This window comes from Vibrio frigidus (genome assembly GCF_042465995.1).
Taxonomy (GTDB): domain Bacteria; phylum Pseudomonadota; class Gammaproteobacteria; order Enterobacterales; family Vibrionaceae; genus Vibrio.
This window is the reverse complement of the sequence record NZ_JBCDMC010000001.1, coordinates 135154-155320: the sequence shown is the minus strand read 5'-3', so window position 1 is coordinate 155320 and position 20167 is coordinate 135154. Positions and strand designations below refer to the sequence as shown.

At 41.4% G+C, this 20167-nt stretch carries 15 protein-coding genes and 3 pseudogenes; 5 read left to right on the top strand and 13 right to left on the bottom strand.

The window, feature by feature from the left end:
• Window positions 1-123: 123 nt before the first annotated feature.
• Together AACW90_RS00690 and AACW90_RS00685 are read right to left on the bottom strand one after the other, a co-directional pair.
• The gene (locus AACW90_RS00690; protein WP_390229422.1) at window positions 124-924 is read right to left on the bottom strand and encodes a peroxiredoxin family protein; all 801 of its coding nucleotides are present in this window, start codon (window positions 922-924) and stop codon (window positions 124-126) included.
• Between the two features lie 104 nt (window positions 925-1028).
• Window positions 1029-1883, bottom strand: a complete 855-nt coding sequence (locus tag AACW90_RS00685) for an alpha/beta fold hydrolase (protein WP_390229420.1) — start codon at window positions 1881-1883, stop codon at window positions 1029-1031.
• A gap of 285 nt (window positions 1884-2168) precedes the next feature.
• Between AACW90_RS00685 and AACW90_RS00680 the strand changes: the two genes are divergently transcribed.
• From AACW90_RS00680 to AACW90_RS00665, 4 genes and pseudogenes are all read left to right on the top strand, one after another.
• On the top strand, window positions 2169-2753 hold the full coding sequence (locus AACW90_RS00680; RefSeq protein WP_390229418.1) for a TetR/AcrR family transcriptional regulator: 585 nt from the start codon (window positions 2169-2171) through the stop codon (window positions 2751-2753).
• A 56-nt stretch (window positions 2754-2809) separates the two neighbouring features.
• Window positions 2810-3496 (top strand): haloacid dehalogenase type II, encoded by a 687-nt coding sequence (locus AACW90_RS00675; RefSeq protein WP_390229416.1) that lies wholly within the window; start codon window positions 2810-2812, stop codon window positions 3494-3496.
• A 274-nt stretch (window positions 3497-3770) separates the two neighbouring features.
• Window positions 3771-4928 carry an L-dopachrome tautomerase-related protein gene (locus tag AACW90_RS00670; protein ID WP_390229414.1) on the top strand — a complete coding sequence of 386 codons (1158 nt, stop codon included), beginning with the start codon at window positions 3771-3773 and terminating at the stop codon, window positions 4926-4928.
• 326 nt (window positions 4929-5254) lie between these two features.
• Window positions 5255-5548: pseudogene (locus tag AACW90_RS00665) on the top strand (HAD-IA family hydrolase); the annotation flags it as partial.
• A 154-nt stretch (window positions 5549-5702) separates the two neighbouring features.
• On the opposite strand, the gene AACW90_RS00660 reads toward AACW90_RS00665, so the two are convergent.
• The 11 genes and pseudogenes from AACW90_RS00660 to malK all read right to left on the bottom strand — a co-directional run bounded on the left by AACW90_RS00660 (window position 5703) and on the right by malK (window position 18399).
• On the bottom strand, window positions 5703-6944 hold the full coding sequence (locus AACW90_RS00660) for an ISL3 family transposase (RefSeq protein ID WP_502226688.1): 1242 nt from the start codon (window positions 6942-6944) through the stop codon (window positions 5703-5705).
• Between the two features lie 242 nt (window positions 6945-7186).
• Window positions 7187-8275: a glycosyltransferase family 4 protein gene (locus AACW90_RS00655; RefSeq protein WP_390229412.1), complete on the bottom strand. Its 1089-nt coding sequence runs from the start codon at window positions 8273-8275 to the stop codon at window positions 7187-7189.
• Window positions 8256-8429: pseudogene (locus tag AACW90_RS00650) on the bottom strand (helix-turn-helix domain-containing protein); the annotation flags it as partial. The gene AACW90_RS00655 and the pseudogene AACW90_RS00650, both read right to left, overlap by 20 nt.
• A 179-nt stretch (window positions 8430-8608) precedes the next feature.
• Window positions 8609-9734 (bottom strand): annotated as a pseudogene (locus tag AACW90_RS00645) (sigma-54-dependent transcriptional regulator); the annotation flags it as partial.
• A 79-nt stretch (window positions 9735-9813) separates the two neighbouring features.
• Window positions 9814-12072 carry an ATP-binding protein gene (locus AACW90_RS00640; RefSeq protein ID WP_390229410.1) on the bottom strand — a complete coding sequence of 753 codons (2259 nt, stop codon included), beginning with the start codon at window positions 12070-12072 and terminating at the stop codon, window positions 9814-9816.
• A 12-nt stretch (window positions 12073-12084) separates the two neighbouring features.
• Window positions 12085-12897, bottom strand: a complete 813-nt coding sequence (locus AACW90_RS00635; RefSeq protein WP_390229408.1) for a PhnD/SsuA/transferrin family substrate-binding protein — start codon at window positions 12895-12897, stop codon at window positions 12085-12087.
• Between the two features lie 73 nt (window positions 12898-12970).
• Window positions 12971-13660, bottom strand: coding sequence for a CpsD/CapB family tyrosine-protein kinase (locus tag AACW90_RS00630; protein ID WP_390229406.1), 690 nt, complete (start codon window positions 13658-13660; stop codon window positions 12971-12973).
• A complete protein-coding gene (locus tag AACW90_RS00625) occupies window positions 13660-15783 on the bottom strand; it encodes an SLBB domain-containing protein (RefSeq protein WP_390229404.1) in 2124 nt (707 codons plus the stop codon). The genes AACW90_RS00630 and AACW90_RS00625 overlap by 1 nt, the downstream gene beginning before the upstream one ends.
• The gene (locus AACW90_RS00620) at window positions 15780-16616 is read right to left on the bottom strand and encodes an OmpA family protein (RefSeq protein ID WP_390229402.1); all 837 of its coding nucleotides are present in this window, start codon (window positions 16614-16616) and stop codon (window positions 15780-15782) included. Before AACW90_RS00620 ends, AACW90_RS00625 begins: the two co-directional genes overlap by 4 nt.
• 36 nt (window positions 16617-16652) lie before the next feature.
• Complete coding sequence (locus AACW90_RS00615; protein ID WP_195705727.1) at window positions 16653-16979, bottom strand: STAS domain-containing protein; 327 nt, start codon at window positions 16977-16979, stop codon at window positions 16653-16655.
• A 301-nt stretch (window positions 16980-17280) separates the two neighbouring features.
• Window positions 17281-18399, bottom strand: coding sequence for a maltose/maltodextrin ABC transporter ATP-binding protein MalK (gene malK, locus AACW90_RS00610; protein WP_390229400.1), 1119 nt, complete (start codon window positions 18397-18399; stop codon window positions 17281-17283).
• A 523-nt stretch (window positions 18400-18922) separates the two neighbouring features.
• On the opposite strand from malK, the gene malE reads away from it, so the two are divergent.
• Window positions 18923-20104, top strand: a complete 1182-nt coding sequence (gene malE / locus AACW90_RS00605) for a maltose/maltodextrin ABC transporter substrate-binding protein MalE (protein ID WP_390229398.1) — start codon at window positions 18923-18925, stop codon at window positions 20102-20104.
• Window positions 20105-20167 lie beyond the last annotated feature (63 nt).

Sequence of the window (20167 nt, the reverse complement as noted above, 5' to 3'; positions counted from 1 at the left end):
TTTAGGAAGCGTTACAAAATAACTTGCGCTAAATTATTTTCAAAAAAACTTAAAGAATGGGTTATTTTAAAATAAAAGCGCAAGTAGCTTTTAAGCCGATCTTATTGTGTTTTGTAGAATTTATTAATCTTTCGCAAAATTAGCGGTTACCGCCCCCATTACCGCATCTTCACTTGCGCGTAAACGATAATCCTCTGATTGATCAATCCATAGAATCTTGCAGTTCTCATCGATTAGTATCGATGTGGGAATAGACATTGGTTTATATTTCATTTTCCAAGGCAGAGGCATGGACATACCAAAAATATTAATCAGCTCATCCGACGTTGCGCCTAATGCTTTATGATGCTCAACACCGTATTGTCGGATAACATTTAGTTCAGGATCTGATACTAAAGTATGACTAATATTATCGCGTACTTTATGCACTTTTTGTTGTTCAATGGTATCGTTAGAAATACCGACTATTTGAATGTTATATTGATCTAATTGAGGCTTAAGCGCTTCAAACATAACCAGTTCTGCCGAACAATAAGGACACCATGCGCCCCTATAAAATTTCAATAACGTACGCTTACCTGCCAGTGAACTAGAGTCAAACGTTTCAGTTTTAAAGGCTAAAAGATCATCACCTACCGCGATTTTAATATCACCAATGGGGGTGTCTTTTTGGGCAAGAAAGAAAGTAAACACTGCACTGGTTGATAATACATAAAGTGCTATGACGATGATGAAAACGGTTGAAATCACCGATGTAGGAGTTAAAAAAAGTGTACTTATCGCCCCAACCGACGATAAAGAGCTAATTGCCATTGCACTCTTAAGAAATATTGGATTCTTTGGTGCTTTATTCTGCTTTAATTTAGAGAAATAATGTAGCAATGCAATATTTAATAAAACGAAACTGACGATAGAAAGTAGCATATTTTATGCTCCTATTATGTATGTAAAAAATGAAAAATGAAAAATGAAAAATGAAAAATGAAGAAGTGGCATTTCACTCCCTCACAACGTGCTTTTATAAAGTACTAGCCCAGTAGTAACTTTAAGTACTCTTCTTCGGCATCAATTTGTAGGAAGTGACCCGCCTGGTCAATTTTATCGACAGTCACATTTTTAAATGTATTTGAAAGAATTGAGCCAGGTCCTGTCCATGGTTGATTCGGATCTTGCATCGCCCAGATCAGGTTTACAGGAAGGTTTACTTTTTTCAACGCCTCCATATTTGCGAGCGTATCTTTATTCGTTAGGCTACACAGAAGGTGAGCAAATTTAACACGACCCTTTTCGGTGTTTAGTTTTGAATCAAGGAATACGGTGTCCAAGACTTCATTAGTTATTTGCTGTTGATTAACAAAAGTTGAACGAACCACAGGCCCAAGTTGATCTGCAATTATTCCTGCTTCTGCTGCGAGTTCAAACTGATCTGCGTTTGCTGCATCAATCAAACCTTGAATTGCAGGTACAGGCCAAGTATCTGCTGTTATCGCGTTGGATATTGTTGCTTTTTGGAACGCAGCTTCATTGGCCACCAACAAACCTTGAGCGACACCACCACCAATATCATGAGCCACAAGCCAGATATCCTGCCAACCTTGAGCAATAATCCAATCATTGAGTAAGTCTGAACTCGCTTGAATGCCATATTGGTTTTTATCAGCAACTATTGTTTCACCAAAACCAGGTAAATCAGGTGCAACAACAAAGTAACCACGAGCTGATAACGCTTCAATAACGTTAGTCCAAAGTAATGCACTCGCCGGAATACCGTGAATTAATAACGCGACTGGATTACCCGCCTTACCAGCTTGAAGTACAGAAAGGTCTGCACCGTTTATTTTGTATGATACACGGCTGATTATGTCTGATTTAAATGTTGTCATTTTTTATTCCAATTAGTTATTTAAAATATGGGCTGAGTAAAAGACAAATTGATTGTCTCTTCGTCGATGAGGTGAACTATAAACAAACATGAACGACTGTTCAAGTAATGTTTTGAACGATCGTTCACTTCATGCCTAGTAAATTGATTATTTAATTGATTTTATTCACTTTACTAGTGGTATTTATTTTTAATACACAGAATATCTGCTTTTCTTATTTACTCTTAGATGATAAAAAACATATAATTGAACGTATGTTCATTTTACATGACTAAGAAGTTTATTATGGTAAAAAAAGCAAAATTTAATCGTCAAGAGGTAATAAATAAAGCCACTAACCTATTTTGGAAAAAGGGCTTTCATGCTACATCAATGCGTAATCTGCAAGATGAAATCGACATGAGACCCGGCAGTATTTACGCCACCTTTGGTAGTAAAGAAGGTTTGTTTAAAGAAGTGTTGCAGAATTATACTGACATCGGTCTCGCCGAAATTAAGCAGTGCCAAGATGAGCATGATTCACCTATAGAAGCGCTTAAAGCTTTAGTGAAATCACAGGTGATAACAACACAAGATAACGGCCCAAATGGTGTTTGCATGCTGACAAAAACATTAAATGAATTAACTGATGACTCGCAAGAATTAGTCGACATCACGAAGTCACATGTAATAGAAATTGCAACAGAATTTGTGTGCCTATTAGAGAAAGCAAAAGCGCTTGGCGAGCTAGATGAAAATAAAGAGGCTCAAGCGTTAGCAAGCCATTTGCAGATCCAAATTACAGGCTTACGCACTTACGCTAAAATAATGGACGATAAAAATAAGCTAGATGAGATGATAAACAGTATGTTTAAACACTATCCTTTTTAAACACTGTTCCTTTTAAACAAAGGTGATTATTTCTTACGTTAATTGAATAAGGAAACATGATGCAGAAAACGATACTCTTTGATATTAATGAAACAGTGTTAGATCTTTCTTCTTTGAAACCCGATTTTGTGACTGTATTTGGATCTGAGGAGGCATTGCCATTATGGTTTGCCAAATTATTGCATACTTCAACGGTGTGTATTGCCACTAACGTAAGCAGTGACTTTGCAACGTTAGCCAATATTACGTTGAACACAATAGCAGTGCATTATTCGGTTAATTTAACTGATGAAGATAGGACGAGTTTGCTTAATGGTTTGGCTAATCTACAGGCTTATTCAGATATTAAACCCGCACTCGTTTTGCTCAGAGAGCATGGTTTTCGAACAGTTGCTTTTTCAAATTCATCAGCAAACCTGATTAAACAGCAAATTGAAAATGCGATGCTTACCGAATATTTTGATAGGGTTATTTCTGTAGAAACAACCGATAGCTTTAAACCCGATCCAACTGTTTATCAATTTGCAAGTGAGGTACTTAATGTACCTATTACGGCATTACGCCTGGTAGCTACACATGATTGGGATACGCACGGCGCACTTACGGCGGGACTAAAAGCCGCTTATATTGCACGCACTCAAGCGCCTTACAATCCGCTTTATCTTATGCCAGATATTAATGACAATACAATGCTTAAAATAGCACAAAAGATAATATCGGTTTCAACCAAGAAAACACCTTAACGATTCAACCCACAACGGCATTGGGTCGTATTGGTTTGCGGTGTGGAGCTTTATTCTGAAAGAGGCGATGATAAAGTGAAGCATGGGTAGAAAAGTGTGCGCTAACGATACTTCATATTTCCGTATATACCCCAGTACCAACTGATTATTCAATGATTTATTGTTTGAACTTAGCAAGCCAGCTGCTCAATAAATCTTCTTGGATGATTTACAAAAAACTACCAAATACTCGTGGCGATCTGCCCATCTACAGTATTTCAATAAATAGGAAATAATGATGAACATAAGAAAAAATGCTTTTGCTTTAATACTGGGCTCTCTTTTACTTAATTATTCAGTATCAGCAGAGCAGAGCACGCCATTACAACAACTAGAGGTTGTTGCCTACATAACAGGCGCAACACCGACAGGTATTACGGTTGCGCCTAATGGCCGTATTTTTGTCAACTTTCCAAGGTGGAGTGATGATGTTCAATTTTCAGTCGGCGAATTAATTGACGGAAAGGTTGTTGCTTACCCAGATTCAGACATCAATAATTCGACTTCAGATAAACCTGTTAACGAGCGATTGATCAGCGTGCAAAGTGTGGTTGCCGATGGTAATAATAGACTGTGGGTACTTGATACAGCGTCCCCTTTCTTTCAATCGCCAATCAAAGGCGGTGCTAAGTTAGTGGCTATCGATTTAAACGACGATAAAGTAACTCAGACTATCTTACTCTCAGATCAAGTGATCCTGCCTTCAACATATATTAACGACGTACGTTTTGATTTAAGCAAGGGGGAACAAGGTGTTGCTTATATCACTGATTCATCTATGACAGGTCCAGGTGGCCTTATCGTTGTGGATCTTAAAACAGGCCGTGCCACACGCCGTCTATCCGGGCATTACTCAACGCAAGCAGATAAAAATTTTAAGCCTGTTATCGCCGGTAAAGATTTTATGATGCGTCCAGAGCCAGGCAAAGAAAGCCCTTTTATGGTGGGCAGCGACGGTATCGCTATTTCTTCTGATGGTGAAACTCTTTACTACACCCCACTTTCAAGTCGTCATTTATACTCTATCAGTACGAAGGCTTTGCTTAATAATAATCTAAACGAGCAACAACTCGCTAAGGAGGTTATTGATCACGGCGAAAAACGTGGCGCATCAGATGGCCTAGCTGAAGACAATAAAGACAATATCTATGCAAGCGATTATGAAAATAGCGCTATCTTAAAGCGCGATCCTCAGGGGCGTTGGACTACGATTGCACAATCACCTGATATACAGTGGCCAGATACCCTAGCACTTAGCAATGATGGCTACCTGTATTTTACCACGAACCAACTGCACCTCCAGCCGGGATTTAATTACGGAAAAGATCGACGTCAGCAACCTTTCAAGGTTATGCGCATCAAAATTAATGGACAGCCAGTCTATTTAAAATAAATTTTGGCAGCAACTCCTGGCTCAGCTCTCTGAGTCAGGTCAAAAGACATGAATAAATTTTAATGCAACTGAACTAATTCAAGCGACTGGTGAACAAGCGACGGTTTTTTTGAAGCAAACAATTTGGTAGTGTTATCAAAATTTTCCATTTTAACGAGCATGCACTTAATGCACCTTAACCTTTAATAAATAATTATCACATAACTGTGAATTGACAGTATTGTAACGAATGTCAGCAGTGACTTTACGACCTTAGTTAATATTACGTTAAGCACAATAGCGGCGCATTACTCAAAGAGTATGGTTTTAGAACCGTTTCTTTTTCAAACTATTCAGAAAACCTGATTAAACAGCAAATTGAAAATGCGACTCTCACAGAATACTTTGATACTGTTATTTCTGTAGAAACAACAAATAGCTTTAAACCCAGTCCAAGAGTTTATCAGTTTGCAAGTGAGGTACTTAATGTACCTGTTACGGCATTACGCCTCGTATCTACACATGATTGGGATATGTACGGTGCACTTTCAGCGGGACTAAAAGTTGCTTATATTGCCCGCACTCAAGCTCCCTATAATCCGCTTTACCTTATATCAATGCCAACACGATGCTTAAAATAGCGAGAGAGATAATATCGGTTTCAAACGGTGATAAACATGACATTTCCATCGGGGACCTACAATGATTACGCTCATAATGCATGTTATGTTTAATCGGGGGGGAGGGCGTCAGTTAAACGCCTTCGTTTACCCTATAAAATCGGTTCTTCTCCGCTTACATGAGCTTGACAGCAGGGTAAAAGATAGAGGTCATCTCAGGCATTGATATTTGTTTGATTTTCAATTTGAAGTATTCAGTATCCCTGATACCCCTAGCTCGCTTTCTCAACATTCCAATTGATACATTACCTGCTTCTATAGCTGCGCTCGTCAATCGATAGGTGGCGTAGTTACAGATCCCTTGCTTATGCCGCTGGAGGGTTTCAGAAAATCGCCAAAGACTGAGTATTCCAGATCGCTTTGCCAACTGGCACCAGTACTCCAACTTATTGTACATTTCCTGATAGTTGGCACTGTTCCACATTTTTTGTAGCTGCTCTTTCATCATATATATAAAGCAAAGATGTTTATTTGCTTCGAGCAAGTCATCGAGCTTGTCCGATTGCGGGGAATAAAGCTTGTCAGCATTTTTTAGTAGCAAAAACAGGGAACCTTTTATGAAAGCTTTGTCGTTCCTGCTATCGGCTTTTTTACACTCAAAAGAGCGCTCTTGTCTGATGAGCTTGCTGTACAACTGCATTACGTGAAAGCGGTCAAAAACGATATCAGCATTTGGCAAATGCTCACGAACCGCTTTGATATAGGCGTCCCCCATATCCATTGCTACGGCTTTAATTTGTTTAGCTGTTGAGTCTGATAATGCCGTTAAAAACACCCCAAGAGTCGCACTTGTTCTTCCGTGCTCTACCCATATCAAGCGTCCTGTATTCATGTCATATACCACGGTCATGTAATCGTGGCCTTTTGCACTGGCGACTTTATCAACACCGATATGAGTTAAGTTCTTCAGAAGAGATGGCTCACTTGGAGGAAGGATCCGATGAAGTGCGGCCTTGTCGATATTTTTTACGGTTTCCCAGCGCAAGCCAAAGTGTTTGGCAATAACACTAATTGGCATATGTCGACACAATCCACTTATTTGTTGGCAAAATCGCTTTGAATAACGAACACCTTTTTCGACGAATTCGCTCTCCTCGATACGTCTAACCCCGTCAGCAGTACGAACCTGAGCCAACTCCATATGAACCCGACAACGAAGGCCACTAATAGGTAAATCATGGATAACTTGGGTGATGTAAGTATTAACCGTGCATGGGCTGTGAGTTTGTGGCTCTCTGACCGAAAAACGCCGATCTCTACGACAAAAGACATCAATAGATTGGGTATCGGGATCAAGTTTGAGTGATTGGATTGTTTGCCCATCAATACGCAAAAGATTGGAAATTAACTGGGTCAAAATATAAACCTACCATGCTGATTATAAAATCATTAATAATCAGTATGGTAGGTATGAATGGCCTTATGTTTCAGACTCAACAAAGCGGAGAAGAGCCATAAAATCTAATGTGTCTTGCCATCGGTAGCACGACAACTCTAAGCCATTTATGTCCAAAAATGAGTTTAGAAACAATCAAATTTTATTTTTCCAGCAGTTACAGCCTACTGAAGTCAGGTTAGCTAGGTTCAATAGAACATCGATTATCGATCTAAAACGGTTTGATATTGTTCCAAATACTGTGGGATAACGGCTTGCAGAGAGAAACGACTTTCAATTGTCTGGCGGGCTTTTGTTCGCATGGTATTTTGCGTGGGTTCTGAGGCGAGTAACCAATTGTTTAGGCAGTGGCTCAGTTCTGTCATATCGTTACCAATCCATCCATTTTCATTGCTAATGATAAGTGACTTCAATGCGCCAACGTTGGTTGAAATAACGGGAATACCTCTGCTCATTGCTTCTAATGCTGCCATCGGAAGCCCTTCAAATTTTGATGTGATAATAAGTACACCTATATCACTCCAAACGGTATTCATATCATCAATATGGCCGTGAAGCCGAATATTTCCCCCTGCCATTTTTTTAAGTTGCGACGTCATTGGCCCTGAACCGTAGAGATGAAAATCATGCTGCGGAAAGCTATTGGCGAGTTCAATGTAGCGCTCCGGTGCTTTTTCATGGCTCATTCGTCCTACAAAGGCGATATTTTTGCCAAAGTGTATGGGATAGGATTGAAGCGCGACAAAGTTATTTAGGACATGCGTTTTAGAAGGTATTTTGTTGGCAATATCTTTGCTGACGGCGAAGTTCAGAGCAGAGAGAAAAGCGGAAAAACGGTCAATCATGTCGTAGAGTTTCACTTTTCCTACTGGGGTCTCACCAGCATGATAGGTTGAAATTTGTACGGTACTTTTCGGCGGCGCTGTCCATTTACAGTGTAAACACGCAAATCGACTAACAACACTGGCTTTGTACCCATGAGCGTGGATAAGCGCAGGCCGGTGTAATTTGAGGGCGCAACGCAGCTGCGTCAACACATTTGTATCACCTTTACAGTTAGACAATTCAGACAAAAAATTGTACGGAATTTTTGCCAGCTTTAGTTTACTTAAAATCGGTTGTGAGCCTGAATATTCAGTTAAAAGTACCACTCTAATTTTTTGCTTGAATTGTATAAGACCGGAGGCCAACTCTAAAATATGGGTCTCAATGCCACCCAATACTTGGCTGTCCACTGCTAACCAAATATCATCGTTTAACAAGGTGTTAGTGTTAGATTTCGCTATATTCATCCTCTGTTTCCCAAGCTAATTTTTTACGGTAAACCGTCGATGGGCTTAACTCCAGTAGTACCGCGGCAGTCAGAACATTTCCATCACAAAAATCGATAGCTTTTTGTATCGTTTCTCTTTCAACTTGCCACATAGGCCGAATTATCGTTGACGTTTGTTTGCTTGATTCGAACGGTTCACCTGATGGAGGTAGCTCAATGACGTTAGATTCCTCGTTTTGTCGTTTTTCTAACTGTTCGACAATCTCTGGTTGTCGTGGTTTTCTACTCTCGCCATTACTGCTTATATCAACATGACTTATTTGGGACGGGAGATGTTCCATTGCGACGAGTTTGTCATCATTAAGAACGACAATGTTTCTGATGATATTCTGAAGTTGACGAACATTTCCGGGCCAACGGTAACGCTTCATAAGTTGTTGAACTGGTTTGTCTAGTCCTGTGAACTTCTTACCATCTTGTTTGGCATAGATCTTAAGAAAATGATTCGCTAGCGTAATGATATCTTTACCGCGTTCCCGAAGAGGTGGCATCTCTATCGGGATTACATGGACACGGTAATAGAGATCTTCTCGAAACCTTCCCTCTTCGACCTCTTGTAGTGGATCTCGATTCGTGGCGCAGATGATTCTAACGTCCACTTTTCTTTCTCTGCTTTCCCCAAGAGGAGTGAACGTACCCGTTTGAAGAAACCGTAGCAGTTTTTTCTGCATTTCCAGTTCCATCTCACAAAGCTCATCGAGAAAAAGTGTGCCTCCGTGAGCCTGCACTGCTGCGCCTTTTCTGTCTGCTGTCGCACCAGTAAACGCGCCTTTGATATGACCAAATATCTCGCTTTCCATTAGATCTCTAGGGATCGCGCCGCAGTTTATCGCTACAAATGGCTTATTCTTTCTATCACTCTGGTGATGAATGGCTTCCGCACACACTTCTTTTCCTGTACCGCTCTCTCCATTGATGAATACGCTGGCATTGGTTGGGGCAACAGAATCAATGATTTTATACACCCCTTGCATCTGCACGCTTGAGCCAATAAATCCATGAAACTTAGAACGGTCTAGGCTGTTCTCTAAATCCTCGACGAGATGCTCTAGTTTGGCGTTCTCTAAATGGATGCGAATAGAGGTTTTGAGCCGCTCTGCTTGAATCGGTTTTTCTAGAAAATCCTTGGCCCCTCGTTGAATTAAGCTTATAGCGACATCCACGGAACCATGAGCCGTAGCAATGATAACGGAAGAGGGGATTTCGTTTTCTTGAATCCAGTCTAGTATTTCTTGACCGCTAATATCAGGGAGCTGTAAATCAAGAATGACCAACTGAGGGGCATAGTTCCTTATAAATGCTTTTGCCTCCTTCCCAGTTTCTACATGTAGCAGGTCATAAGGTTCATCTTTGACGTACTGTTTGTATAAAATAGCGAGCGAGGTTGAGTCTTCGACAAGTAATACTTTTGGTCGCATACCTATACCCTTGTGTTTTTCATATGGGACATCATTCCTATAGAATAGACTATAAAGACGTTAAATCTGTTTTATCTCATTAAAATCCTTGTTCTTTTCTTCTTTGCAATGCATCTAATGAGTCTTGTGCAATCGAGTCTAAGTTTTCTGTGATCGCTTTTACCTTTGTGAGTTCATTATCGATACAGAGGGATTCTATTTTTTTAGCTAATTCGGCTAGGCTTGTATTGCCCAATGCGAGCGAAGAGCTCGTTAACGTGTGTGCCTCAAACTTTAGGGCAGCATAATCGGACTCTTCTAACGCGATAAGCATTTTGCGTACATTTATTTGCGCTTCGTCTATATAGTGGTCAATCAACATTGGCATTACTTCGGCACTGGTATCTTTAACCATCTGCCGTAACGTTGATTCATTAATAATTGGTTTTGAATGTGCGGTGTTATTTGTCGTTGTTGGTATCACCTTAATTATTGCCGATTTACTTTGAATCTCTATGTCACTTTCCTGTGCGACGTATCGGTTTAGTGTATTGATTAAACTTGAAAGATTGACTGGTTTTGATAAGTAATCCGTCATGCCTGCGCGAATAAATTTTTCCTTATCGCCTGATAATGCATGCGCTGTAAAAGCGATAATCGGCAATGTGGCCATGGTTTTATGGTCAATATTTCGGATCCTTTTACATGCTTCTAGTCCATCCATTTCGGGCATTGAGATATCCATGAAAATGATGTCGTATACGTTACTCTTAGCCATATGAACGGCTTCAATACCATTGTTGGCAATATCAATGTCGAGTCCAATGTGCTTAAAAAGACTCAAGATGACGAGTTGATTGGCTTTATTGTCTTCTGCGACCAAAATGCAGCTATCTAAGCACTTTGGATGTAGGTTGTTTGGCAATGCTTTGGATTGTTGGAAGTCGTCACGCGTTGCAATCTCCATGGGAAGATGAACCGTAAAGCAGCTACCTACGCCCTGAGTACTTTCTACGATGATCTCACCGTCCATTAGATTGACCAATTTTTTGCAGATGGCAAGACCTAATCCAGACCCTTCATAGTCACGAGAGAAGGTTTGATCTGCCATGGTAAATTCGTCAAATAGGTAAGGCAGCGATTTTTCAGAAATGCCGATACCGGTATCTCTTATTTTGCAGGTAATTTTTGCGTGGTTTTCAGATGTTTTTGTGGTGAATAGTTCAATATCAATGCTGCCCAATTCGGTGAATTTTAGTGCGTTGCCGATAAGATTAAGTAACACCTGCTTATATCTATATTCATCGCCGACAAGGTATTCAGGGAGATGATTGGATTTTAAGTTCAAATCTAGGCCTTTATCAAGCGCTAGTGTTTTGACATTGTCAATGACCGACTGAGTCGCGTCAGAGGGGTTGAATATCCTCCTATCGATGGTCATGTTATTCGATTCCATCCTAGAGAAGTCGAGAATATTGTTGATTAAGGATAGGAGAAACAATCCGGAGTCGGTGGCGACATTAACCAATTTTTGTTGTTCGTCATTTAACGGGGTCTGCTTGAGAGAATTAAGCAACCCAATAACGCCATTCATTGGTGTCCTGATTTCATGTGACATAGAAGCGAGGAAAAGGCTTTTGCTTTCATTTGCCTTTTCTGCTTGTTTTCGGGCGGCCTGAAGGTCTGTGTAGCTATCTTCAAGGTTTTTAGACATGATATCGAAGGCGTTTGCAACCTCACCTAGTTCGTCTTTCTGTTGTAGATTCAGCTGATAACCAGGCCCCTTCTTGCTTACCGTGTGTGCTGCTTTTCTTAGTTTGACTAAGCTTCTGGTCAGGTAGGTACCAAGTACAAAGGAAAACAGTGCCACTAGCAGAACCTCTAATGAGGCGATGCCTATTATGGCCTTGCGAGCATCATCCAACATCTTGCTAATAGCCGTGGTTGCAAAGCCTATTTCAATAGAACCATATACGGTACCATCGCTTTCAATGTCGATTTTGGTGTCAAATACACCATCGTCGACGGATCGTAAATCTTCATCAATTTGTACACCATTTTCAAGCAATTCAATATTGCCACCAGATGAGAGTGTTTGCCCGTAGCTTTTTACTTGAACATAGACCACATCTTCGAGCACCATAATGTCATTTACGAGATCATCTAACGTCGCGAGATTGGTGGTCAATACCGCATCTTTGATGGCGTGCGCAAACATGGTCGTGGTCGCATGGGTCCTTTGTATCAGTTGCTTCTCATTAGAATCGCCTAAAAAAGACATGGCACTGAAGACAAGAATGACTAAGAGAAAAGTCTCAATTGCTGCAATACCAATGATAGTCTTGTTGCGAAGGTTCATCTTATTGTCCTACTATTTCGTTTGAATGAGGTCAATGTCCAGAGCTCGTACGTCGTCCCAGTCACTATTTTTCGCGGGCATAAATGCGTTTATTTTCAATGGTTCTAGTACTTTTTTGCCCTCTGGAGTATTAGCAAGATTAGAAAAAAAGAGTTGAACTTGCTCCAATAATGTTGAGTCTATAGAAGGGTGTGCGGCAATGGCATGCGGTGTGTAACCTTTGGTTGTCCAGATAGGGTTAAGTTGTTCTCTGATTTCTGGGGGTATCGCATTGAATGTTCTCATTACCCCTCCACCTGCAGGAAAGAATCCTCTCGCTATCGCTAAATAGACTGAATCATGGGATGAAACATACTTAGGCGTGTAGTTAACGTTGGCGGCGTTTAGGTACGCTTGAGGAAGTATACTGGCCGCAAATGAAGCCGGTGCAGGGAACGCCATTTCGGAGTTATTGAGTTGCTCTATCTGCGTTATGTTGCTGTCTTTCTTTACGACAATGATGCCCTTTATCTTTTTGTCCTTGGCTTTCGCTACAGCTTGGTATCCCGGTGACTGGTTAAATACAACAAAATGATAAGGGTTCATGTAAGCAAAGTTATACTCTCCCTTAGCGAGGTTTTTTTCGAACGTAGGAATATCACTCGTCGTCTTGAATACAAATTCATGCCCTGTCTCTTCTGAAAGTGCCTTTAATATGGGCGCCCACTGTTTTGCAAGTCGGCTTGCAGACTGCTGGGGCACAATAGCAAACGTATAATGGTGTGCCCAAATAGGCGTAGAAATGAGCATTATCAAGGATATTAGGATGGTTCTAATTATTATCATTATTTGTCCCTATCAATAATCTTTATCTTTTCAAATGGTTGTAGTACTAGTTTAGGTAATAATCCACTATTTACTATACCGTGATGGAGAGAAATTGATTCTTTTTTAGTGTATTTAGAATGGCTGATCGCCATTTATGAGGAAGAAAGGCCAGCCTGTTTACCTCTCTGCTGAGTTCGAATAATAAGCTAGGCTGTTCTTTGGTATTTAAAACGGTGCCTAGTAGTTGTATCTGAGATGAATTAAGTAGCTTCATTGCTTGTTTGATGTCATGTTTGTTTGTCACTCCTGCCAGTACCGTTAAAATGGTTTGGTCACACGCATTGGCAACAATCTGTGCGGGTATATTGCTCTTATTGATATTAAGTAATGGGGACGTGTCTATCACGATACGATCGAATTCTGTGCTCCACTCTTCTATGTTCTTTTTTAGATACCCCGGCCGTTTATACGCCAGTTGAGCAGGAGAATTGAGCGGAGAAGAAATGCCTGTAAAACACTGTGTTGAGCTGACGTGCTCTAACAAAAATGCATTGGGTTCTAATGAGGGGATATCCAGTACACTAAAACTGGGTCTGTGGATATTTAGATCAACGATCAATGTGCGATAACCTGCTAGCAGATACCGCTCAGTTAAGGCGATGGCTAATGACGTTACGCCCTCACCTGATTGGCATGAAGTAATGCATAGTGAACGACAGTCAGCCAATTCAGCTTCGATAAAAATCTGTTCTATTTCGGCGTGCATTGCGGGAATGGTCATTAGATCGCTCTTATTAAAACAATGGTGGTCGCGATTTGAAGAACGTCTTTAAGGCCAAGGCGTATTTTCTCCGTTAAGCTTTCTCTTCTATCGGGAATATAAATGGTGTCCCCAGCTCGAATGACAGGCAGATTTCGAAAACTGGCTGATTTGCTAAACTCAATGAGGTCAAAGGTTCTTGCTTGGCTTTGGCTGGTGGAAATATTGACGACGCTGATTTTTTCCAAGTATGCCTCCTCGCTGGGCCCCCCAGCTTCCGCAAGGATATCGAGAATCGTCATAGAGTCGTTGAAAACGTATCTTCCGGGGTCATTTACCGCGCCTAGCACTCTTACTGTGCTCTCTTTGGAACGGTCTAACCAATTACGGTTTTTCTCTGGCATGTAAATAGTGTCGCCCGGTTTTACCTCTGGTAGTAGGGACTCGTCGCCTGTTTCAAAATACAAGGCTAGGTTCAATTTGCTCACTTTAGAATAGCTCTTGTCCCTGTGCGTGACTCGAATATTATGAATATCGGCGTCTTTTGTTGGGCCATCAGCAGCAGACAATATATCCAAAAAATGCATTTCGTTAGTGAATCGATAACGACCCGGTGCGTTGATTTGTCCAAATATATAGATAGAAGCATCAGAACTTTGTCTCACCCACTGGGATTTATTGTCTGATGGATCTTGCGGTAGGTCGTGTACGCGAACAATAGAGCCTGCTGAGATGACGGGCTGATCTGATCGTCTCGCGCCTTTCTTGATGAAATCATCTAAATTGAAGGTTTGTAGTTCTTTTTCTCCGGTTGCTCTGTTGGTTGATACGACTTCAATTTTTGTCGTGTCGGCTCTACGTGTTGGCCCACCAACATGAGCGAGCAGATCCATAAAGTCCATTTCATCTGACCACTCAATCCTACCGGGCCTAACCACTTCCCCTATCACGTTAACGGCTCGGTTAGGTGACACTTTCAGCCACGATTTTTCATTCATGTCGGTTTTTTCAGGTACAAAAATAGCGTCGCCGGGCATAATTGATGGTGGTCGGTTGGTTCCTAGACCTTCTGTGTAGGCGGTTAAGTCAAATTTGATGACTTGACCACCACTCTTAATTACGCGGATTTGTCTTGATTCTGCAAACCTTGTCGGTCCACCAGCATTGGCAAGAATGTCCATAAAGCTTGCACCCGGTTTTCCTTCAAATGCACCGGGTGCGGCAACTTCACCCATAACGTAAACGGTGTTAGCACCCGATTTAATTTCCTCTTCTTGCTTAGGAACAAAAATGGTTGATCCAGGTAACAAGGTAGGGAGGAGTTTACTATCGCCTGAATCTAGGTAGCGTTTGAGATTAAAAAGGATAGGGTTGTTATCGGTAATTACACGAATCTGTTCAACGCTAGCGTAGCGAGTCACACCGCCTGAACGCATTAATATGTCGACTAAGTTTGCCTGGGCACTATAAGAGAAAGACCCCGGTGAATTTACCTCCCCGAAAACCTTAATGGCTGATTTAGGGTCTGAACTGTCCCCTGAATTGGCCTGAGAAAGTGGGTTGAATTCTTGCTCTATATTGCCAACAAGCGGGGATGCGGGGACGAAAATTGTATCGAGTGAACGAAGTTTAGGCAGAACACTATTGTCGCCGGTATCAAGAAATTTTTTGTAATTGAAGACGCTGTTTTCCGAGCCTCTTTTTAACAGTATTTTATCTAACTGTGCACCCGAGCGAAGCCCACCAGCGGAAGTGATCGCTGCCTGAATGCCTGCATTGCTAGGGATAGTAAATTGACCGGGTGATTTCACATACCCCTGTACCATGACGATTAACTGTTTCTTAGCGACATATACCTCGGCGTTACGCAGGTCTCTAAAGGCGACAGAAAGGCGCTCTAGCACGATGTTTTTGAGCTGAACTTCATCGTATCCAGCCACAAACACAGCACCAATTTCTGGAAGGGTTATTTGTCCTTTTTGGTCGACTTGGAAACCTTTATTTAAACTGCTTTCCCCGGGAAGGTTAACTTGTATGTTATCACCGATGTTAACCGTCTCATTTGAGTCTGCTTGAGAGGCCGAGGTGAAAAGTAAGACAAATAGACAGGTTAACGTGACTAAAAATAGATTGGTGGGTTTCATAATGAGCCCCTTGTGTTTAAGGCCACGGTCGAGCTATTGCTTGAGATAATCTCAACGCTAACTCTTCTGTTGGTTAATTGAACGGCAGCGGTATCACCTTGGAAAAGCGGTGCGCTTGAACCGAGAGAATTGGATTTAATTCGAGTCGGACTCAAGCCAAAAATGGTTAGGTATCGTTTCACTTGATTTGCTCTATCTAATGCCAGTTTTTCGTTATACTCGACACTACCTGACGCATCAGCATGGCCTGTTATGGCGAGCTGTAGATGCTTATTCTCTTTCAATATGTTGGCTGCCTGCGCTAGGTTTCCCATGTATTTTGGATTGATCTCACTTGAGTTCTGGGCAAATTGATTGTCAACGTTGAGCATCGCGAATAACTCGTTAATGATACCCAGTTCTTGCTGTTGGTCTTGCTGACTTATTGGCGGTGTACAATCGGCCTGATTGGTGACATAAGTCAGCCGTTGTTCCAATTTGTTAAGGCTTTTTCTCTGAATAATAAGGTCGTTTGCTGCATCGAGTAACAGGTTACCTTCAAGCTCTCTGGCGATTCTATTTTGCCTTTCTTGATTCTGTACAACCGCAGCAGGAAAACACCATTTAGCGCCTTCCTGTACTAACATATCGAGATGAAGCTTACTAATTTGCCAGTCGAATCTTAGCCCGTGTTCTGGACCGAGTGGTTCATCAGGTAAAACAGGGGAGAAGCCAGATTCAAAATCATTTTCTGCCAAGCCACCACGACCGCTTTCTGGGTAGCTACTACTGCAAGCAACTAGATAGCTGATGCTAATAAGTATGAACAGGTGTCTATAGGCGTTGTTTTTCATGCTGGCTTCTCCTTAAGTCTCGCATAGAGATGATATCTATGCGGCCTCTCTCTTTTGGTTTACGGATATCGCTTGATTGATACGAAGCAGCGTAATAATTTCGAGTGGTTGTCCATGCACATTTTCAATTCGCATATTTCTTTCTCGTTCAACTAATCGTTTGTACATGTAAACGATGGCGCCAACACCAGAGGAATCTAAGAACAAAACATGCTTTAGGTCGATCTCGATCTCTGGATGGTTATCTTCTGAAAGGACCTGATCAATATGAGGGAGGGCTTCTTTGCTTCCATTTGCGTCCAAGTCTCCTGAAAGCTGAAGAGTAAGGAGTGTTTCACTTGCGTCTATTTTTCTAAGTTCCATGACAATGACTCTCTATGTGGTTGTGTGTAGATAGGTAAATACACTTTATGTGCCACATTGTAAGCTGTTGAAATATTGGAAGTATATTGATTTTGAAATGAGAAAATTGCGTATTCTCAATATGAGAATCGATTTGACGTGCGGTTAATTTAAGAGATTTGTCGTGTTTCGAGACCTTGGAGCGTAGTCGCGAAAGGCGCTCAGCACTTTATTAGAGGATGGGTTAGGGGTAGAAAATAAAAAACCTTGCTAAGAATGAGCAAGGTTTTAGTGGTTACAGTTTGAGCAACGTTATTAGATCTTAATCAAAATCTATTCCATTTTCTTTGTGCAGTCTTCTACATGCTCTACCATCACTATGGAAAAGGTGACAACGATTAGCGGCTAGACCAATAGAGAATTTGTCCCCAACCTCTACCGCAAGCGTGTCAGGAGCGCGGTAAATAACATCCGCATCTGCACTGTCTAAATGCAAATAGATCTGGGTTTCGTTACCTAGTTTTTCAACAATCTGAATATCACCCTCGATGGCGGCGTCGGCTTCTTCAGCATTTTGTAAATGCTCTGGGCGAATACCGAGCGACATGCGTTCGCCTTTATTGACGGTTCTCCCATCGACTGGGATCCAAAGTGTATTGCCATTAGAAAGTTGAACCTGTACACGCTGTGCTTCGACTTCTTCAATGTTCACGCTCATGAAGTTCATTTTTGGTGAACCAATAAAGCCAGCAACAAAACGATTTTCAGGGTAATGATACAGTTCGAGAGGCTTACCTACTTGAGAGACAAAACCGTCATCGAGCACAACGATTTTATCAGCCATTGTCATTGCTTCGACTTGGTCGTGCGTTACGTAGATCATGGTGCAACCAAGTTGACGTTGCAGCTTGGTGATTTCGCTGCGCATGTTTACGCGCAACGCGGCGTCAAGGTTGGACAAGGGCTCATCAAGTAGGAATACATTCGGCTGAGAAACAAGGGTACGGCCAATTGCGACACGTTGACGTTGACCACCAGAAAGTGCTTTAGGTTGTCTTTCTAGCAGATGACCAAGCTGTAATATTTCAGCAACATGAGATACACGTTTATCGATTTCAGCCTTGCTTGCTTTTGCAAGCTTAAGACCAAACGACATGTTGTCATAAAGATTCAAGTGCGGGTATAGCGCATAGGATTGGAAAACCATACCAACACCACGTTTCGATGGCTCAACGTCATTCATACGTTCTTCGCCAATATAGAGGTCACCAGAGGTGATCTCTTCTAAACCAGCGATACAGCGTAATAGCGTAGACTTACCACAGCCTGACGGACCAACGAAAACAACAAATTCACCTTCTTTGATTTCTAAATCAACATTTTTGGAGATCAGTAAGTCGCCATAAGCTTTACATACATTCTTTAACGTGACGCTCGCCATGTAGCTTGTCCTCGATTATTTTTTTGTCTTATCGTCTAACAGTATACAAATACTACGGTAGACAATAAAAAGTAGGAAACAGTTTTTGACTAAATGTTTTTAAAAAAAGAGAGAGTGAGTAAACCTACTTACGGTTATCTTAATATGAGCTTTGCTATTAACAACTAATCACTACTCTTGATGGTGTTTAGTTTCCGGTATTAATGCTATTTACACATCCTCCATTAGAATTAATTTCTAGGGGGAGTAGTGGGGGATGAGGCGTAGAAGGCGTAGAAATACAAAACAAGATCCACTTCAAATAAATGGACACGCAAAATGTGACTAGAATCTCATTTTACAGCCGTTGTGTGATGAGCTTCTCTATCTAATGCAGATGACGATCACGAAAAATTCCCATACCATACGGGGCGTAGAATATAGGATGATGATTACTTACTCGTATTTTAAGATGATACAACTCGAAATATGGCTTATCGTTTAAAAAGAGCCCTACATCTCACATATAAAAAGGATATTAAACATGAAAAAAGCCCTAAGCACTGTTGCTGTATGCACATTAGCCGCTCTTGGTTCATTAAGTGCAAACGCAGCCATTGAAGAAGGTCAACTAACTATCTGGATCAATGGTGACAAAGGCTATAATGGTCTGGCGGAAGTTGGTAAGAAATTTGAAGAAGACACAGGTATTAAAGTGACGGTTGCTCACCCTGATGCACTTCAAGACAAATTCCCTCAAACTGCGGCGACTGGCGATGGTCCAGATATCGTGTTTTGGGCTCATGACCGATTTGGTGGCTACGCAGAAGCGGGTTTACTAGCCGAAGTTAAGCCATCGAAAGAAGTAACAGATGGAATTGTAGATTTTGCGTGGGATGCGGTTAAATATGACGGTAAGCTGATCGGCTACCCAGTCGCGATAGAGTCTCTTTCTCTTATCTATAACAAAGATTTGGTTGCAACACCTCCTAAGAGTTGGGAAGAAGTCGAAGCGCTAAACGCAAAACTGCAAAAAGATGGCAAAACAGCCATTATGTGGAATCTAAAAGAACCATATTTCACATGGCCATTAATGGCGGCTGATGGTGGTTATGCGTTTAAATATACGTCATCTGGTTATGATGTAAAAGATGCGGGTATTGCTACTGATGGCGTTAAAGCGTCAATGAACTTTGTTAAAGGTCTTATAGATAAAGGTATTATCTCTTCTGATATGGACTATTCAGTATCTGAGGCAGCGTTCAATAAAGGCAACACAGCCATGACGATTAATGGTCCATGGGCTTGGGGTAATATCGAGAAATCAGGTATTAACTATGGCGTTGCAACGCTTCCAAAATTTAACGGCAAATCTTCTAAACCATTCGTTGGCGTGTTAACGGCGGGTATCAGCACGGCGTCACCTAACCAAGATCTAGCCGTAGAGTTTATCGAAAACTACCTACTTACTAACGATGGTCTTCGAATGATCAATAACGATAAACCACTCGGTGCAGTTGCTCTTAATTCTTTCCAGAAAGAATTGGATAGTGACAAGCGTATAGCGGCAACAATGGATAACGCAATGAATGGCGAAATCATGCCTAACATCCCACAAATGGGCGCGTTCTGGAGCAGTGCTAAAAATGCAATCATTAACATCGTAGATGGTCGCCAAACAGTGGATGCTGCACTTGCAGACGCAGACAAGCAAATGACAAAGTAACCGTAAACAGATAGGACCCATAAATTGCACAATCACGAAAGCAATTGAAGGTCCTATTCATTT

Bases quoted from the DNA above. Each gene is read 5' to 3' on its own strand.
- AACW90_RS00630 (WP_390229406.1), bottom strand. From the start codon at position 13,660: ATGACCATTCCCGCAATGCACGCCGAAATAGAACAGATTTTTATCGAA.
- AACW90_RS00690 (WP_390229422.1), bottom strand. From the start codon at position 924: ATGCTACTTTCTATCGTCAGTTTCGTTTTATTAAATATTGCATTGCTA.
- AACW90_RS00670 (WP_390229414.1), top strand. From the start codon at position 3,771: ATGATGAACATAAGAAAAAATGCTTTTGCTTTAATACTGGGCTCTCTT.
- AACW90_RS00680 (WP_390229418.1), top strand. From the start codon at position 2,169: ATGGTAAAAAAAGCAAAATTTAATCGTCAAGAGGTAATAAATAAAGCC.
- AACW90_RS00635 (WP_390229408.1), bottom strand. From the start codon at position 12,897: ATGATAATAATTAGAACCATCCTAATATCCTTGATAATGCTCATTTCT.
- AACW90_RS00675 (WP_390229416.1), top strand. From the start codon at position 2,810: ATGATGCAGAAAACGATACTCTTTGATATTAATGAAACAGTGTTAGAT.
- AACW90_RS00685 (WP_390229420.1), bottom strand. From the start codon at position 1,883: ATGACAACATTTAAATCAGACATAATCAGCCGTGTATCATACAAAATA.
- AACW90_RS00640 (WP_390229410.1), bottom strand. From the start codon at position 12,072: ATGAACCTTCGCAACAAGACTATCATTGGTATTGCAGCAATTGAGACT.
- AACW90_RS00625 (WP_390229404.1), bottom strand. From the start codon at position 15,783: ATGAAACCCACCAATCTATTTTTAGTCACGTTAACCTGTCTATTTGTC.
- AACW90_RS00655 (WP_390229412.1), bottom strand. From the start codon at position 8,275: ATGAATATAGCGAAATCTAACACTAACACCTTGTTAAACGATGATATT.
- AACW90_RS00615 (WP_195705727.1), bottom strand. From the start codon at position 16,979: ATGGAACTTAGAAAAATAGACGCAAGTGAAACACTCCTTACTCTTCAG.
- malK (WP_390229400.1), bottom strand. From the start codon at position 18,399: ATGGCGAGCGTCACGTTAAAGAATGTATGTAAAGCTTATGGCGACTTA.
- malE (WP_390229398.1), top strand. From the start codon at position 18,923: ATGAAAAAAGCCCTAAGCACTGTTGCTGTATGCACATTAGCCGCTCTT.
- AACW90_RS00620 (WP_390229402.1), bottom strand. From the start codon at position 16,616: ATGAAAAACAACGCCTATAGACACCTGTTCATACTTATTAGCATCAGC.